Annotated in this window: 17 protein-coding genes and 1 riboswitch; of the genes, 9 read left to right on the top strand and 8 right to left on the bottom strand. The window is 66.2% G+C overall.

Annotated features, from left to right (window positions below; genetic code table 11):
* Positions 1-28: 28 nt before the first annotated feature.
* The 3 genes from ACIBI6_RS23240 to mhuD form a co-directional block, all read right to left on the bottom strand.
* Complete coding sequence (locus ACIBI6_RS23240) at positions 29-817, bottom strand: CbtA family protein (protein WP_396957712.1); 789 nt, start codon at positions 815-817, stop codon at positions 29-31.
* Positions 808-1,002, bottom strand: a complete 195-nt coding sequence (locus ACIBI6_RS23235) for a CbtB-domain containing protein (RefSeq protein WP_040686176.1) — start codon at positions 1,000-1,002, stop codon at positions 808-810. Before ACIBI6_RS23235 ends, ACIBI6_RS23240 begins: the two co-directional genes overlap by 10 nt.
* A gap of 30 nt (positions 1,003-1,032) precedes the next feature.
* Positions 1,033-1,186: riboswitch (cobalamin riboswitch) on the bottom strand.
* 65 nt (positions 1,187-1,251) lie between these two features.
* Positions 1,252-1,566: a mycobilin-forming heme oxygenase MhuD gene (gene mhuD, locus ACIBI6_RS23230; RefSeq protein WP_040686177.1), complete on the bottom strand. Its 315-nt coding sequence runs from the start codon at positions 1,564-1,566 to the stop codon at positions 1,252-1,254.
* A 375-nt stretch (positions 1,567-1,941) separates the two neighbouring features.
* Between mhuD and ACIBI6_RS23225 the strand changes: the two genes are divergently transcribed.
* Complete coding sequence (locus ACIBI6_RS23225) at positions 1,942-2,700, top strand: alpha/beta fold hydrolase (RefSeq protein ID WP_396957709.1); 759 nt, start codon at positions 1,942-1,944, stop codon at positions 2,698-2,700.
* 97 nt (positions 2,701-2,797) lie between these two features.
* On the opposite strand, the gene ACIBI6_RS23220 is transcribed toward ACIBI6_RS23225, so the two are convergent.
* Positions 2,798-3,661, bottom strand: coding sequence for an A/G-specific adenine glycosylase (locus tag ACIBI6_RS23220; protein WP_396958003.1), 864 nt, complete (start codon positions 3,659-3,661; stop codon positions 2,798-2,800).
* Positions 3,662-3,829: 168 nt separating this feature from the next.
* On the opposite strand from ACIBI6_RS23220, the gene ACIBI6_RS23215 reads away from it, so the two are divergent.
* On the top strand, positions 3,830-4,453 hold the full coding sequence (locus tag ACIBI6_RS23215) for a carbonic anhydrase (protein ID WP_364357601.1): 624 nt from the start codon (positions 3,830-3,832) through the stop codon (positions 4,451-4,453).
* A 121-nt stretch (positions 4,454-4,574) separates the two neighbouring features.
* A complete protein-coding gene (locus ACIBI6_RS23210) occupies positions 4,575-5,255 on the top strand; it encodes a hypothetical protein (RefSeq protein WP_364357598.1) in 681 nt (226 codons plus the stop codon).
* A gap of 80 nt (positions 5,256-5,335) precedes the next feature.
* Here the strand turns inward: ACIBI6_RS23210 and radA are convergent, their stop codons facing one another.
* Entirely contained in the window at positions 5,336-6,742 is a 1,407-nt protein-coding gene (gene radA / locus ACIBI6_RS23205; RefSeq protein ID WP_364357595.1) for a DNA repair protein RadA, read from the bottom strand.
* Between the two features lie 93 nt (positions 6,743-6,835).
* Positions 6,836-7,537, bottom strand: a complete 702-nt coding sequence (locus ACIBI6_RS23200) for a hypothetical protein (RefSeq protein WP_396957706.1) — start codon at positions 7,535-7,537, stop codon at positions 6,836-6,838.
* A 387-nt stretch (positions 7,538-7,924) separates the two neighbouring features.
* Here ACIBI6_RS23200 and carD point away from each other — a divergent pair, with 387 nt between their 5' ends.
* From carD to ACIBI6_RS23170, 6 genes are all read left to right on the top strand, one after another.
* The gene (gene carD / locus ACIBI6_RS23195; RefSeq protein ID WP_040686206.1) at positions 7,925-8,413 is read left to right on the top strand and encodes an RNA polymerase-binding transcription factor CarD; all 489 of its coding nucleotides are present in this window, start codon (positions 7,925-7,927) and stop codon (positions 8,411-8,413) included.
* A gap of 2 nt (positions 8,414-8,415) precedes the next feature.
* Positions 8,416-9,120 carry a 2-C-methyl-D-erythritol 4-phosphate cytidylyltransferase gene (ispD, locus tag ACIBI6_RS23190; protein ID WP_364357588.1) on the top strand — a complete coding sequence of 235 codons (705 nt, stop codon included), beginning with the start codon at positions 8,416-8,418 and terminating at the stop codon, positions 9,118-9,120.
* Between the two features lie 242 nt (positions 9,121-9,362).
* The gene (gene ispF, locus ACIBI6_RS23185; protein ID WP_396958002.1) at positions 9,363-9,830 is read left to right on the top strand and encodes a 2-C-methyl-D-erythritol 2,4-cyclodiphosphate synthase; all 468 of its coding nucleotides are present in this window, start codon (positions 9,363-9,365) and stop codon (positions 9,828-9,830) included.
* A gap of 64 nt (positions 9,831-9,894) precedes the next feature.
* Positions 9,895-11,322 (top strand): cysteine--tRNA ligase, encoded by a 1,428-nt coding sequence (cysS, locus tag ACIBI6_RS23180; RefSeq protein ID WP_396957703.1) that lies wholly within the window; start codon positions 9,895-9,897, stop codon positions 11,320-11,322.
* Positions 11,322-12,299, top strand: a complete 978-nt coding sequence (gene rlmB / locus ACIBI6_RS23175) for a 23S rRNA (guanosine(2251)-2'-O)-methyltransferase RlmB (protein ID WP_364357582.1) — start codon at positions 11,322-11,324, stop codon at positions 12,297-12,299. Before cysS ends, rlmB begins: the two co-directional genes overlap by 1 nt.
* Before the next feature lie 125 nt (positions 12,300-12,424).
* Positions 12,425-12,703, top strand: a complete 279-nt coding sequence (locus ACIBI6_RS23170) for a DUF4190 domain-containing protein (protein ID WP_364357579.1) — start codon at positions 12,425-12,427, stop codon at positions 12,701-12,703.
* A gap of 9 nt (positions 12,704-12,712) precedes the next feature.
* Here ACIBI6_RS23170 and ACIBI6_RS23165 read toward each other — a convergent pair whose 3' ends face one another.
* Positions 12,713-13,522: an enoyl-CoA hydratase-related protein gene (locus ACIBI6_RS23165; protein WP_364357576.1), complete on the bottom strand. Its 810-nt coding sequence runs from the start codon at positions 13,520-13,522 to the stop codon at positions 12,713-12,715.
* Between the two features lie 278 nt (positions 13,523-13,800).
* Positions 13,801-14,970 (bottom strand): acyl-CoA dehydrogenase family protein, encoded by a 1,170-nt coding sequence (locus ACIBI6_RS23160; protein ID WP_396957700.1) that lies wholly within the window; start codon positions 14,968-14,970, stop codon positions 13,801-13,803.
* Between the last annotated feature and the right edge of the window lie 146 nt (positions 14,971-15,116).

The raw sequence follows: 15,116 nt of genomic DNA, 5'->3' as shown, positions 1-15,116 counted from the left end.
CACTGCCTTTCGCGTTCCGAACTCCGGATCAGCCTGCGGTAGCAGCCGTTTCTCGTACCGGAGTGCTATCGCGCGTGGCGAATTCGGTGAGTGCCGCGAATCCGAGACCGAGGCAGGCCCACAGCGTGGCCGTCTCGCCGAGCGATGTCGCACGGAACTGCCACAGCAGAACGGCCGGGAAGTCGTCGTTCACCTCGTTGACGCCGGGCAACAGGATGTACCCGAGCACGACGATGAGCACGAACGCCGCGACCCCGGCGATCAGCCGGATCGTACCGAGTTGCGCGGCAAGCAGTTTGTAGACGTACAGCCCGATGCCGACCGCAGCCAGTCCGAGTAGCACCGCCGCCAACCACAGCAGGGTGCGCTGGTTGATTGTGTCCGGTTCACCCACGGCGGGCGGATTGGCCGGGTACTTGAAGAACGGCACCGCTACGATCGCGGTCCAACCTGCCAATGCCAATCCGAGCGCGAGCTTCGGTCCGGACAAGGTGGTGTATCGGCGCGCGAAAGACGCGACCGAAGCGAAGATCGCCCCGAACGCGAGCCCGGCAAGTCCGAGGGCAAGGAACTGCCCGAACTTCTGTCCGGAACGGCTGACCAGCGGTTCTTCCTCGTCGCCGTGTGTATGCCCGGCTGGTTCCTGGGCGTGCTCGGCGGCCTGTTCTTTAGCGGAATTGGCTTCTTCGATAGAAATGGCGGTGTCGATCTTGGGTTCGCCGACGAAGTAGCCCACTGTCGCAGCCAGCAGGCCGGCGATGAGGCCGGCCAGCAGGCCACGGAGCAGCAGGGTCTTGAGCGATCCGATCAATGGCACGGCACACCGAGCAGGTGGCGTCCGTCGTGCATGAGCTCATGCAGATACATCCCGCTGCGCGAGATGACGCCCTGATCGAAGCCGACCAGGTACAGCGTGAGCAATGCGAGAAGAACGACGCCTACTGCGATGAGCAGCGTGCCGAGTGAATCAGTTGCCCGACTCGGTGAATGCGCGATAGCCATTCGAGTCCTCCTAGGGATGCGCGTCCCGTGAGTTGTTCGGTGCGAAGGTGCCGGTGTCTGGCTTTCCGGCACCAAGGACTCGGTGCAAGAACACAGTGGCGCGACCGCTTCGGAATTTCACCGAATTACCGCGTCACCCTCGCGTTTGTCATTTCGAACTGTGACATCCCCTCGCACTCGCCGTCAACACGGCGGGCAACTTGCCCAGGCCGGGATGGGCGAGTCGCGCGCCGCGTCTGTCCAGCGGTTTCAGGAAGCGGACTTGGCCGCGACGTCCAGTACGACCTCGAACTCCAGCAGCGAGGCACCCGTCGAAACCGGCTTCTGCCGCTCGCCGGCGTGCGCCTCGCGCGCGGGCCCGTCCCGCCACGCCGCGAACGACTCCTCCGAATCCCACTGGGTGACAACGAAGTACCGGTTCTCCCCGGCCACCGGCCGCAGCAATTGGAAGCCGAGGAAGCCCGGCGAGCCCTCGACCGCATGTGCGCGATGGGCGAATCGCTTCTCCAACTCGGGGCCCGCGCCCTCCGGAACCTCGATCGCATTGATCTTCACAACAGCCATGGCTCCGACGATACGTCCGTGCCAACCGGGCACCCCGCAGCGCATACGGGGCAGACCATCGAAGGCGAGTCGATTGCGAGACTCTGCAATGACGGCTCTTACGAGCGAGGAGCTCGCGGCCCGTCTCGCGTCCGAGCCGTCGAACCGCATGCGACGAAGTCACGGGACTCGCCTTCCCGCATGCGTGCACCGGGTGCCGAACGGCCCCGCCATCACCAACCACCACGGAGCGAGTCTTACGAGCGACCGTTCGCGGCCCGTCTCGCGTCCGAGCCGTCGAAGCGCATGCGACGAAGTCGCGAGTCTCGACGGCTCGGACGCGAGACACCAGGGGGCCGCGAACACGCCGCGCCGCAGGCGCGGCAAGATGACCCAGTGTTGTACGACGAAGGCGGAGCGGGAGTGCCGATCCTGCTGCTGCACGGACTGATGGGCAGTGCCCGCACCTGGCGCGATCAGCTGGGCTGGCTGCGGAAGTTCGGCCACATCTACACCTTCGACGCCGCTGGTCACGGTCGCCCCGCACCCGTGGAGCTGACCACCGAGGCTTTCATCGATGACCTCGCTTCGGCGACGGCCGAAATTTCCGAACCCATGGTGGTCATCGGACATTCGATGGGTGGCCTGCACGGCTGGGTATTCGCGGCGCAGTATCCGCAGCGGGTGCGCGCGCTGGTGGTCGAGGATATCGCCCCCGACTTCCGCGGCCGCACCGCCGCGAACTGGGCGGCCATGATCGAGGCCTGGCCGCAGCCATTTCCGAATGCGGACGCGGTGTTGGATTTCTTCGGCCCGGTCGCCGGGCGGTACTTCCTCGACTCTTTCGATCAGGGTCCGGACGGCTATCGCCTACACGGTTCGGTCGCGACCTTCCGCGATATCTCCGAGGAGTGGGGGACCCGCGACTTCTGGGCGCAATGGCGCGCGGTCGAAGCGCCGGCGCTCTTGATCGAAGGCGAATTCACCATCACTCCCGAGGGGCAGATGCGGCAGATGGCCGAGGTCCATCCCGACGCCGTCTACGTCCGAATTCCGAACTCCGGACACCTGGTTCACGACGATCAGCCCGAGCGCTACCGCACCGAGGTCGAAGCCTTCCTTCGCAAAATTCTCGACCACCGCGTACAAGATTGATCTAGTCCGCTGGCCAGGGCTGACAAGTCGTCGCGTTCGTTCGATGACCAGCATGTGGTTGGGTTTGCGGCCACTACAACCCCGGGTTGCGATTGGTTCAGCCCTCGCCGGCCAGGGCGAACAGCCCGTCGGGGGTCTGTTCGATGAGGCCGTCGACGAGCAGCGAGTCCAACGCGCGGTCGCGCTGGCCGGGATCGCGAGTCCAGGCCAGATCCAAGCGGATTCGCTCGACCGGACCGGTTGCGTCCCGCAACACATCGAGCAGCCGACCGCGCGCCTGACGATCGGTGCCCTCGTACTTCTGCGTCTTGCGCACCACATCGGAGACCGGCCTGCCCGCGGAAACCCACGCACATTCCGGCAGCGGGCAGCGCGAGCAGTCGGGTGTGCGGGCCGTGCACACCGTCGCGCCGAGTTCCATCAGCGCGGCGGAAAATATCGCGGCATGGTCGATTCGGCGCGGTAGCAGCGCTTCGGTCTCAGGCAGATCGCGCGACGAGGGGTTCCCGGCCGCCGCCCGCCCGTGCACCGCCCGCGCGACTACTCGGCGAACATTGGTGTCCACCACCGGCACTCGCTGTCCGTAGGCGAAACAGGCCACCGCCCGTGCGGTATACGCGCCGATACCTGGCAGGCTGAGCAGCACATCGACGTCGGTGGGCACCTCGTCACCGTGTTCCTCGGCGAGCACCTTGGCGCATTCGTGCAGCCGCAACGCCCGCCGCGGATAGCCGAGCTTGCCCCACGCGCGCAACACCTCGGCCTGCGATGAGGCCGCCATGGCGGAGGGGACCGGCCAGCGCGCGACCCACTCGCGCCAGATCGGTTCGACCCGTACCACCGGGGTCTGCTGCAGCATGATTTCGCTCATCAGGATCTGCCAGGCGGTGACATTCTTGCGCCGCCACGGCAGATCCCGCGCGGTCGCCCGGTACCAGTCCAGCAACAACTCGGCATCCATCCGGTTGGTACCCGTCGTGATCTTGGGTTTTCCGCCTGCACGCCGTTGCGCTGCGCCGCCCTCCGACACTGCCCTCACCGTTCCTATTGTCCTGCGGCCGGTCTATATTTGCCGAGCCGTAACGAAACCGACTCGCTGGTAACCACTGCGATGTGCACAATGGTCGGTATGCCGGATTCCAACCCGATCAGTGCCTGGAAATCCCTTCGCGAGGGCAATGCACGCTTCGTGAACGGCAACCTGCTGCATCCTAGTCAGGGCGCAGCCGACCGGGCCAAGCTCGTCAGTGGCCAGCACCCACACGCGATCCTGTTCGGCTGCGGTGATTCCCGCGTTGCCGCCGAGCTGATTTTCGACCAGGGCCTCGGCGATATGTTCGTCGTGCGCACCGCGGGCCATGTCGTGGACAGCTCAGTGCTCGGCTCGATCGAGTACGGCGTACAGGTCTTGAATGTGCCGCTGATCGTGGTGCTCGGGCACGACAGCTGCGGTGCGGTGAAGGCCACCCTCGACGCGCTCGACGGCGGCGAGGTGCCCGGCGGTTTCATCCGCAGTGTGGTCGAGCGGGTCACGCCGTCGATTCTGATCGGCCGCAGGGAGGGACTGTCCACCGTCGACGAGATGGAGGCCAGGCATGTGGTGGAGACCAGCCGACTGCTCATGCAGCGCTCGATGATCATTTCGCAGCGCGTCGCGACGGGTGAGTGCGCGATTGCCTGCGTCACATACAAACTGGCCGAGGGCGAGGTCAAGCTGCAGCGGGTCGTCGGCAATATCGGTGAGCTGGTCTGATACCGCTGATCTGAGACGGCCGCCGGCGGGAGCGGAATTTACCTGCCGTGCGCGCGTTTTCCGATCCGACACGCCGGGGTCCTGAGTCGCTGCACCGGATCGTGCCCTTACCGTTGACTCCGTGCTGGAACCGAATGGACCGCTGCCTCCGGAGATCTACTGGCGACGCCGCGCGCTCGCCGTAGGCGTCCTGGTCGTGGCGCTCGTACTGGTGATCTGGTTGGTGTTGACGGTCACGCGCGGCGGCGATTCGCCCGGTACAACGAAGGCGGCCGCGACGAGTTCGGCGTTGGCGACGAATAAGCCAGCGGGCGCGTCGGCCTCGACGCCGCCACCGGCCACCGGCGAATCCAGTGCGAAGCCCTCCGGTACTACCGCCGCGGCCGCGAGCGGAAGTCAGGTCGCCGCGGGCACCTGCCCGGATCAGTCGCTGGCGGTGAAGGTGACCGTCGAGCAGCCGACCTATAAGACCGGCGAGAATCCGGTATTCGGCATCGTGATCACCAATATCTCGTCCACTGCCTGCTCGCGAGATGTCGGCTCCGGATTGCAGCAGGTCTCGGTGACCACCCTCGACGGTCAGCGCCGCCTGTGGTCGAGCACCGACTGCTACCCGGATGGCGCCCCCGATGTCCGCACCCTGAACCGCGGCGAACAGGCGGCCTTCATGGTCACCTGGTCCGGCTCGACGTCCCAACCCAACTGCGTGGGCGACCGCGTCCAGGTCCCACCCGGCGCGTACGCCGTTGTCGCCCAACTGGGCTCACTACGCAGCGCCGCCGAACCCTTCAACATCGCATAACCAGTGGTCATCGCGCATAGCCTGGGGGTAGTGCGAGATAGCCATTGGCTGTCGTGATCAGTTGGTTGTGCGGCAGCGGGTCAGAAGTCGGGGGCTGTTTCGGTGGGTGCGGCGCGCTGTTTGCGGAGACCGGCGAGGCGGATGGCCGATTTGACGTCGGCCACCTCGTGGATCTTCATGCCGCTCTTGGTGCGTGCCAAACCGGGGGGCACCAGGGCGGTGGTGAAGCCGAGGCGTTCGGCCTCGGCGAGTCTGCGCTCCAGGCCGGTGACCCGGCGCACCTCGCCCGCCAACCCGACCTCGCCGAGGATGACCCAGCCGACCGGCAGCGCCTGATCACGCTCGGCACTCGCAATGGCAAGTGCAACAGCGAGATCCGCGGCCGGTTCCAACAGACGCATGCCGCCGACGGTCGCGGCGTAGACGTCGTGCTTGCCGAGAAAAACCCGACCGCGGCTCTGTAGTACGGCGAGCACCATCGCGACCCGGTTGTAGTCCAGTCCACTCACCGCGCGCCGCGGATTCGGGATCTCGGTGTGCACGGTCAGCCCCTGCACCTCGGCGACCAGCGGCCGCTTACCGTCCATCGCCACCGTGACCGCCGTACCCGATACCGAATCGGTGCGGTGGTGCAGGAACAGTCCGGACGGATCAGTGACGCAGGAGATCCCGTCGTCGTGTAATTCGAAGCAGCCCACCTCATCGGAGCTGCCGAAGCGGTTCTTGATGCCGCGCACCATGCGCAGTGTGGAGTTCTTGTCGCCCTCGAATTGCAGCACCACATCAACCAGATGCTCGAGCGTGCGCGGGCCGGCGACATTGCCGTCCTTTGTGACATGTCCGACCAGCAGCACCGCGATTCCGCTCGCCTTGGCCAGTGACGTGAGCGCCGCCGCCACCGCGCGCACCTGGGTGACGCCGCCGATGGTGCCGTCCACCTCCGGGACGAGCATGGTCTGCACCGAGTCGACCACCAGCAGTGTCGGGCGCACCTGTTCGATATGGCCGAGCACGATCGACAGATCCGATTCCGCTGCGAGATAGACCCTTTCGTGCACCGCATTGGTCCGGTCGGCGCGCAGCCGAACCTGTCCGGCGGATTCCTCGGCGGTGACATACAGCGACTTCTCGTCGCGCTGGGTGGCCCACCGATGGGCGACCTCCAACAGCAGCGTCGACTTGCCGACGCCGGGCTCACCGGAGAGCAGTACGACCGATCCGGGCACGATGCCTCCGCCGAGCACCCGGTCGAGTTCCTCGACACCGGTCGGCCTGGCCTTGGTGACCTTCGAATCGATATGCGAGATGGGTGCGGCGGCGGTGCTCGGCAGCATGGCCTTGCGGCCGACCGGTGATGCCGCGGTGGCCGCCGATCCGGCTACCTCGTCGACGGTGCCCCATGCGCCGCAGTCCGGGCATTTGCCCACCCACTTGGCGACCTCGTACCGGCATTCGGAGCATCGGAAGATCGACTTGGTCTTGGCCACACGCGCACCTTACGTACCGCCCCCGACAATCGGGATACGAAAACGGCTGCCGCGCGAATGCGCGACAGCCGTACCTCGACCAGGGGCAGTGGATCAGTGTCCGCCCTTGTGCTCGCCCTCGGTCGCGGCGGCCTGGCCTTCGTGCCGTTCGGTCCCCGCACCGGCGTCGACCGGCACCTGCACGGTGACGGTGCCGTTCTGCTTGAAGTTGAACGTCACCGCGTAGGTGAGCCCGGGGGTGATGTCCTTGGTCAGGCCGGTGATCTCGATCAGGCCCGGCTTCTTCTCCGGATCGACAGGGGTCTTCTCGCTGGCCGAGCCGGGCGCGGCGCTAGTGGTCGGAGCGGCGGTGCTGCTGGGCGTCGCACCGTGCTCGTCGGACTTGGCGGCGGGGGAGGTCGCCGCGACGACCGTCTGCTGCGGGGCGATCTGGAAGGCCGAGGCACCCGCGGGCGGGGTGATCTTCACCGTGCCGAGGTCGGTGGTGATGCTGGTCAACTCGTCGGTGACGGTTTCGCCATTGTTGATGGCCGACAGCGCGATGATCGCCTTGCCGCCCTTGGCATTGGTGTAGTCGGTGCCAGCGGCCGGGAAGACGATGTGCACATTGCGCAACGAGATCCGGTCGATGTCGGCGTGATTGCCGTTGACCGCGGCGACCTGGGTCGCGGTCTGTGCGACCTGGCCCGCACCGCAGCCGGACAGCACGAGGGCCGCTCCGGCGGCGAGCGCGGCGACCGAAACCATGCGACGACGCGCCCCTGTCGAGGCGGTCACAGCTTTCAGGGCAGTCACGGGTTGTCCCTCCATGTCGACCGGGCTCACTCCGCTAGGGAGAGTAATAACTAGGCAGCGTAGTAGTAGCCTCCGCGGCGGGGGCGCGGGGGTTGTGTTGAATCTATGGTCCCCAGGGTTGGAAGGTTCGGACACCCCAATGCTCGGCATCCGTTGGGTAACGGTTTTGCGTGGCGGCAGCGTGGTTGCGGACACGCTGCTGGGCTCGCGGACCGTTCGGTGCGCTATTCGCGCCGGTCGATAACCTGTTCTGGCACAACGCAATGCACACCGCGCCGGTTCTGTCAACCCCCGCGGTTGGCTCGTTGTGGCCCTGACCTGCACAGTTGATCGCGCCGTTACCGAGTCGCATGTTAAACTGTGAACATCGAAAGGGGCACGGGACACATGATTTTTAAGGTCGGAGACACCGTCGTTTACCCCCACCACGGAGCGGCGCTGATCGAAGCAATCGAGACTCGCACCATCAAGGGTGTGCAGAAAGAGTATCTGGTCCTGAAGGTCGCCCAAGGTGACCTGACTGTGCGCGTTCCCGCAGAGAACGCCGAATACGTCGGCGTGCGTGACGTCGTCGGCCAGGAGGGTCTCGATCGAGTCTTCCAGGTGCTGCGTGCGCCACACACCGAAGAACCGACTAACTGGTCTCGCCGCTACAAGGCCAACCTGGAGAAGCTCGCCTCCGGCGATGTGAACAAGGTGGCCGAGGTCGTTCGCGACCTGTGGCGTCGGGAGCAGGACCGCGGTCTGTCTGCGGGTGAGAAGCGGATGCTGGCCAAGGCCCGTCAGATCCTCGTCGGTGAGCTCGCGCTCGCCGAGGGGACCGATGACGGCAAGGCCGAGACGCTCCTCGATGAGGTTCTCGCCGCGGCTTCCTGACCGTGAACGTTTCTAACAACGACGGATCCGTCGTTGCGTTGGTGCCTGCCGCCGGCCGTGGCGTTCGTCTGGGTGAATCGACACCCAAGGCGTTCGTCACGGTCGGCGGCACACCTATGGTCCGGCTGGCCGTCGACGGCCTGATCGCCTCCGGGGTGGTCGACCGGATCATCGTGATGGTCCCCACCGAACTCGTCGAGAGCGCCGTTGCCCTGCTGCCGCCCTCGGAGTCGGTGCGCGTGGTCATCGGTGGCGCCGAGCGCACCGATTCGGTGCGCTCCGGTATCGCCGCCGCCCCCGATGCCGCCCACTTCCTCGTGCACGACGCCGCCCGCGCATTGACCCCGCCCGAGCTGATCGCCCGGGTGGTCGCGGAACTGCGTGCCGGTGCCGAAGCTGTCGTGCCCGCATTGCCGGTGGTCGACACCATCAAATCCGTCGACGTGCGCGGCGAGGTCACCGGTACGCCCGACCGTGCCGGTCTGCGCGCCATTCAGACTCCGCAGGGTTTCGCCGCCGACTTGCTGCGCGCGGCCTATGCCGATGAGCGCCTGCAGGCCACCGACGACGCCGGTCTGGTCGAACTGCTCGGCACCCGGGTGCGCACGATTCCGGGCGACCCCATGGCTTTCAAGATCACCACTCGGCTCGATCTGGTGTTGGCGAATGCGGCGCTCGAGGGTGCGCGGACGGCAGGCCTGTCATGAGTGAGCGCAGCGAGCGAGCGTTCGACACAGCCGTGTGCATGGTCGTGCTGGAGCCGAGTGCTAGCGAGGCGCAGGCATGAGTGAGCGCAGCGAGCGAGCGTTCGACACAGCCGTGTGCATGGTCGTGCTGGAGCCGAGTGCTAGCGAGGCGCAGGCATGAGTGAGCGCAGCGAGCGAGCGTTCGACACAGCCATGTGCATGGTCGTGCTGGAGCCGAGCGCTAGCGAGGCGCAGGCATGAGCATGCGCGTCGGCATCGGCAGCGATGTCCATCCCGTCGAAGCGGGCAGGCCGTGCTGGATGGCGGGTCTGCTCTTCGACGGCGACGATGGTTGCGCCGGACATTCCGATGGCGATGTCGCCGCGCACGCACTGTGTGATGCGCTGCTTTCCGCGGCCGGACTCGGCGATGTCGGCGCGGTCTTCGGCACCGGTCGGCCGCAATGGGCAGGCGTTTCGGGCGCGGCCATGCTCAAAGAAGTGCGAAGGCTCCTTGACGCGGCAGACTTCGAAATCGTCAATGCGGCGGTCCAGGTGATCGGCAATCGGCCGAAGATCGGACCGCGTCGCGCCGAGGCCCAAGAGGTACTCGGCGAGCTGCTCGGCGCCCCGGTCTCGGTGTCGGGCACCACAACCGACGGCCTCGGATTGACCGGCCGCGGCGAGGGCATTGCGGCAGTGGCTACCGCCCTGCTACAAGAGTGTCGCTGATCCAGCTTCCGCCGACCTGAGCCGCTCCGTGAACGGCCTTATCTACCAGCTAGGATCGACTTCCGTGACTCTGCGCCTTTTTGACACCGACACGCGGACCATGCGCGATTTCGCGCCACTGGTCCCCGGCCGTGCCTCGGTGTACCTCTGTGGCGCCACCGTGCAGGGGGAACCCCATATCGGCCATGTGCGCAGCGGAGTCGCATTCGACGTACTACGGCGCTGGCTACTCGCCCACGACTATGACGTGTGGTTCATCCGCAATGTCACCGATATCGAGGACAAGATCCTGACCAAGGCCGCCGAAGCGGGTCGGCCCTGGTGGGAATGGGCGTCCACGTACGAGCGCGCCTTCGACAACGCCTACCAAACCCTCGGCGTACTGCCGCCTTCGGTGGAGCCACGCGCGACCGGCCACATCACCCAGATGATCGATCTGATGCAGCGGTTGATCGAGCGCGGGCACGCCTATGCCTCGGAGGGCAACGTCTACTTCGACGTGGTCAGCTATCCGGAATACGGCAGCCTGTCCGGGCACAAACTCGATGACGTGCACCAGGGCGAGAGCGCCGGTGCGGGCAAGCGCGATCCGCGCGACTTCACGCTGTGGAAGGCCGCCAAACCCGGCGAGCCGACGTGGCCGTCGCCGTGGGGTCCCGGTCGGCCCGGCTGGCATCTGGAATGCTCCGCGATGGCCGAGTTCTACCTCGGTTCCGAATTCGATATCCATTGTGGCGGAATGGATCTGGTCTTCCCGCATCACGAGAACGAGATCGCCCAGTCCAAGGCGGCCGGTGCCGGTTTCGCGCAGTACTGGCTGCACAACGGCTGGGTGACCATGGGCGGCGAGAAGATGTCCAAGTCGCTCGGCAATGTGTTATCGGTGCCGAATGTGCTGAAAAAGGTTCGGGCCGTTGAACTTCGGTTCTACCTGGGTAGCGCGCACTACCGTTCGATGCTGGAGTACTCCGATAAGGCGCTCTACGATGCCGCGGCCTCGTATCAGCGCATCGAGGCCTTCGTGCATCGGGTGGCCGAGCGGGCCGGTGAGATCGCGGTCGGCAAGTGGACCGATGCGTTCGCTGAGGCGCTCGACGACGATCTGGCGATTCCACGGGCCTTGGCCGAGGTGCACCGCGTTGTGCACGAGGGCAATAAGGCGCTGGAGTCGGGCGCGATCGATGAGGCGGTCGAACTGGCCGGGCAGGTGCGGGCCATGCTGAATATCCTCGGCGTCTGCCCGTTCGACCCGCAGTGGTACAGCCCACAGGACAATTCCGTCGCACTGGATGCCCTGGACGTGTTGGTGCGTGCCGAACTCGACCGGCGCCAGCGGGCGCGCGCCGCGAAGGACTGGGCCAGCGCCGATGCGGCGCGGGACCGGTTGCAGGCGGCCGGAATCGAAGTGACCGATACCCCACAGGGTCCGGAATGGTCGCTGGGCGCGGCACAGCATTCGCCGGGCGCGGTACAGCGTGGAAAGGCGAACTGATGGCAGGTAATTCGCAGCGTCGAGGCGCGATCCGCAAGGGCGGCAGCAAGAAGGGTGCGGTCGTCGGCTCCGGTGGGCAGCGGCGGCGCGGTCTGGAACCGCGCGGTGCGACCCCGCCCGCCGAGGCGCGCACCAAACATCCCGCCGCCAAGCGCGCGGCGGCCAAGGCGAAGGCAGCGGCGCAAGGCAAGTCGGGTCCGCGCGGTGGCGCTCGTCCGGCCGGACGTAAGAGCGACGACAGTCCGGAGATGGTGCTCGGCCGCAATCCGGTCGTCGAATGTCTGCGTGCCGGTGTGCCCGCGACCGCGCTGTACGTTGCCGTGGGCACCGAGAACGACGACCGGCTCACCGAAAGTGTGAAGATTGCCGCAGATGCGGGCATCTCGATTCTCGAGGTGCCGCGCTCCGAGTTGGACCGGTTGAGCGCCAACGGACTGCATCAGGGTGTTGCGCTGCAGGTGCCGCCGTATCGGTATGCTCACCCGGATGATCTGGTTGCGCGGGTCCAGGATTCGGCCGAACCCGCCCTGCTGGTCGCGCTGGACAATATCTCCGATCCGCGCAATCTCGGTGCGGTGATCCGTTCGGTGGCCGCCTTCGGTGGCCAGGGTGTGCTGATTCCGCAGCGCCGCAGCGCGAGCGTGACCGCGGTGGCCTGGCGCACCAGTGCCGGTGCCGCGGCCCGGCTTCCGGTCGCGCGAGCGACGAATCTCACTCGCACACTGAAGGATTGGGCGTCCAAGGGATTCCAGATCGTCGGTCTGGACGCAGGCGGTGATACCACCATCGATGATTTCGACGGTCGCATCCCGACCGTGGTCGTGGTCGGTTCGGAGGGTAAGGGCCTGTCCCGGCTGGTTCGCGAGACCTGTGATTCGATTCTCGGCATTCCGATGGCGGGGCCGGTGGAATCGTTGAACGCGTCCGTCGCGGCGGGCGTCGTACTCTCCGAGATCGCGCGCCAGCGCCGAGTCTGAATACCGAAGCTGGTTCATCGGCAGACCTGTTCGAACCGCAACGGGCGGCCCGCGAATCAGCGATCGAGCAAATCGGCCGCCGGGGTTGAACCGCAAATCGACTCCGGCCCCGTAGAATTCGACTCGTGGTCATCCCGAATCAGGCTCCCCAGGAGACGGTCGAGCATCCGCATGCGACGGCGGTGCTTGCGCTCGGTGCGGCGAGTCTGTTCTGCTGCGGTGCGCTCGGACCGGTTGCCTGGGCGCTCGGCAGACGCGCGCTCGACCAGATCGAGGAATCCCACGGTGGTTACGGCGGACGCACCCAGGTGCTGGTCGGCTACATCCTCGGCGTTATCGGCACGATCCTCATGGTCTGCATGGCGATCGTATTCCTGCTCATCCTGATCGGCGGCCGCGCGTAGCCATGCGGGTCAATCCAGGCTTGGCCGTTGCTTATCGTCCTTGCTGTCCCAGGCGGGCCATTCCTCGCTGATGCTGCCGGTCCAATTGGGCTGGCGGCGATCCCGGAAGGCCGCCATTGCCTCACCGCCGTCGATGCTCTTGCTGACGTGCTGGTTCAGATCGGTCTCCAGTTGACCGACCATGGCCGGGCTCATGCCGAGGCTCTCCCATAGCAGCCGCTTCGACAGTGCTACCGGCAGCGGCGCCGCCCCGTTCGCGATGTCATGGGCGATGGCCAGTGCCGTCGGCAGCACCTCGCCTCCGGGCAGGCAGCCATTGGCCAGGCCCATGGCCTTGGCCTCGTCGCCGTCGAAGGTGCGACCGGTCAGCATGATGTCGGCGGCATTGGCCATGCCGACCAGCCGCGGCAGCGTCCAGTGCGCGTAGCCGTCGGCGAGTACACCGCGACGCACCTGATTGAGTCCGTAGACCGCGTCGCGTGCCATGTACCGCAGATCGCATTGCAGGGCCAGTGCGAGTCCGATGCCGACCGCATGCCCGTTCACCGCCGCGATTACCGGTTTGCGCACCCGCCACGGCGCCGGTTCGATGGTCGCACTGACCTCGCCGACCCGATTGGACAGATCCGCACCCGCGCAGAACGCGGGTGCCGTGCCGGTAATGATGACCGCGCGAATCGCATCCTCGACATCGCAACGCTGGAGTGCCGCACTCAATTCGGCGGCCATGGCCGGGGTGACGGCATTCTGCTGTGCGGGTCTATTGAGGGTGAGGACGGCGATGCCCGCGGAGACATCGACGAGCAGTTCCGAACTCATGCCACTGGATGGTAGTCGACCCGCGCGGCTGCGTGCCCGTCCCGACGAAGGCCGTTCAAGCACTGATCACCCCCATGGAGCGAGTCTTACGAGCGAGCAGTTCGCGGCCCGTCTCGCGTCCGCGCCGAAGCGCGGCCATTCAACAGAGTCGAGTCGACGAAGCGCATGCGCCGCAGGCGCGAGTCTCGACGGCACCCGCTAGCGGACTGCTTGCAGGTCGCTCGAAAGGGTCGGACGCGAGACGGGCCGTGAACACGCCGCGCCGAAGGCGCGGCAATTCAACGCAGCACATGGCGGCCGATGGCGTACTTGTGTACCTCGGTTGGGCCGTCGTAGAGGCGGAAGGCGCGCATGTCGCGGAAGATCATTTCGACGACCGTCTCATCGCTGATGCCGATGCCGCCGAGCACCTGCACGCAGCGGTCGGCGACCTTGAACAGTTCCTCGGAGACGTATGCCTTCGCGATCGAACTCTCGTGCCTGGCCTTCTCGCCCTGGTCCATCAGCCAGCAGGCATGCCAGATGGTGAGGCGGCACTGGTGCAGGGCGATCTCGTTATCGGCCAGCATGAACGAAACGCCCTCGTGGTCGCCGATCGGTTTGCCGAAGGCGGTGCGGGTCCTGGCGTATTCGACCGCGATGGACTGTGCGCGTTCGGCGGCTCCGAGCCAGCGCATGCAGTGGGTGAGCCGGGCCGGGGCCAGTCGCAACTGGGCGTAGCGCAGTGCCTGACCGGTTTCGCCGAGCAGCGCCGCCTTGGGCAGCACCAGATTCTCGAAGCGCACCACGCCATGACCGCCGACATAGTTGCGGTCCATGGTGTTCATGGTGCGTTCGATGACGATACCGGGGTGGTCGCCTTCGGTCAGGAACAGTGTCGGGCCGTCGGGCACATGCGGATTCGGTGCGACCCGCGCCATGATGATCCAGGTCTTCGCGCCGTCCGCGCCGGTGATGAGCCATTTGCGGCCGTTGATGGTGAAGTTCTCGCCGTCGAAGACGGCCTCGGTGGCCAGCTGATTCGGATCCGAACCCGCGCCGTCCGGTTCGGTCATGGCGAAGACGGTGCGGCGGTGTCCGGCGACCGCGGGGGCGAGGTGACGTTCGATCTGTTCCGGGTTGGCGATCTTGGAGAGCAGGAACATATTGCCCTCATCGGGTGCGGCGCAGTTCATGGCGACGGGGCCGAGGGTGGACCAGCCCGCCGCCTCGTAGATCACGGCCTGCTCGATATGGGTGAGGCCGCGCCCGCCGAGGTCCTCCGGGGCCTGCACTGTCAGCAGTTTTTCCGCGCGGGCCAGCTCGACGAGTTCCTGGCGCAGTTCGTCGGTCGGGCCGTGCGAGGTGAGTCGAGGGTCGCGTTCGAAGGGGACGATCTTGTCGATGACGAACTGGCGGACCCGGTCGCGTTCGGCGACGAGTTCGGCGGGAATCGTGAAGTCGATCATTGGTCACCATTCGTTCGATGGGGCGCGTGGATCGAGCATACGAAACCGGGGGTGTCCGACTGAAGGCGACTGCCATCAAACGTTGTGCACGGCCGGTTAGAGCCTTGCTGACCTGCTGATATCTGATGTCAGCGCGGGCTGATCAG

The organism is Nocardia sp. NPDC050412 (genome assembly GCF_044458825.1).
GTDB lineage: Bacteria > Actinomycetota > Actinomycetes > Mycobacteriales > Mycobacteriaceae > Nocardia.
Note: the sequence above shows the minus strand (reverse complement) of the source record. Positions and strands in the feature narration are given on the sequence as shown.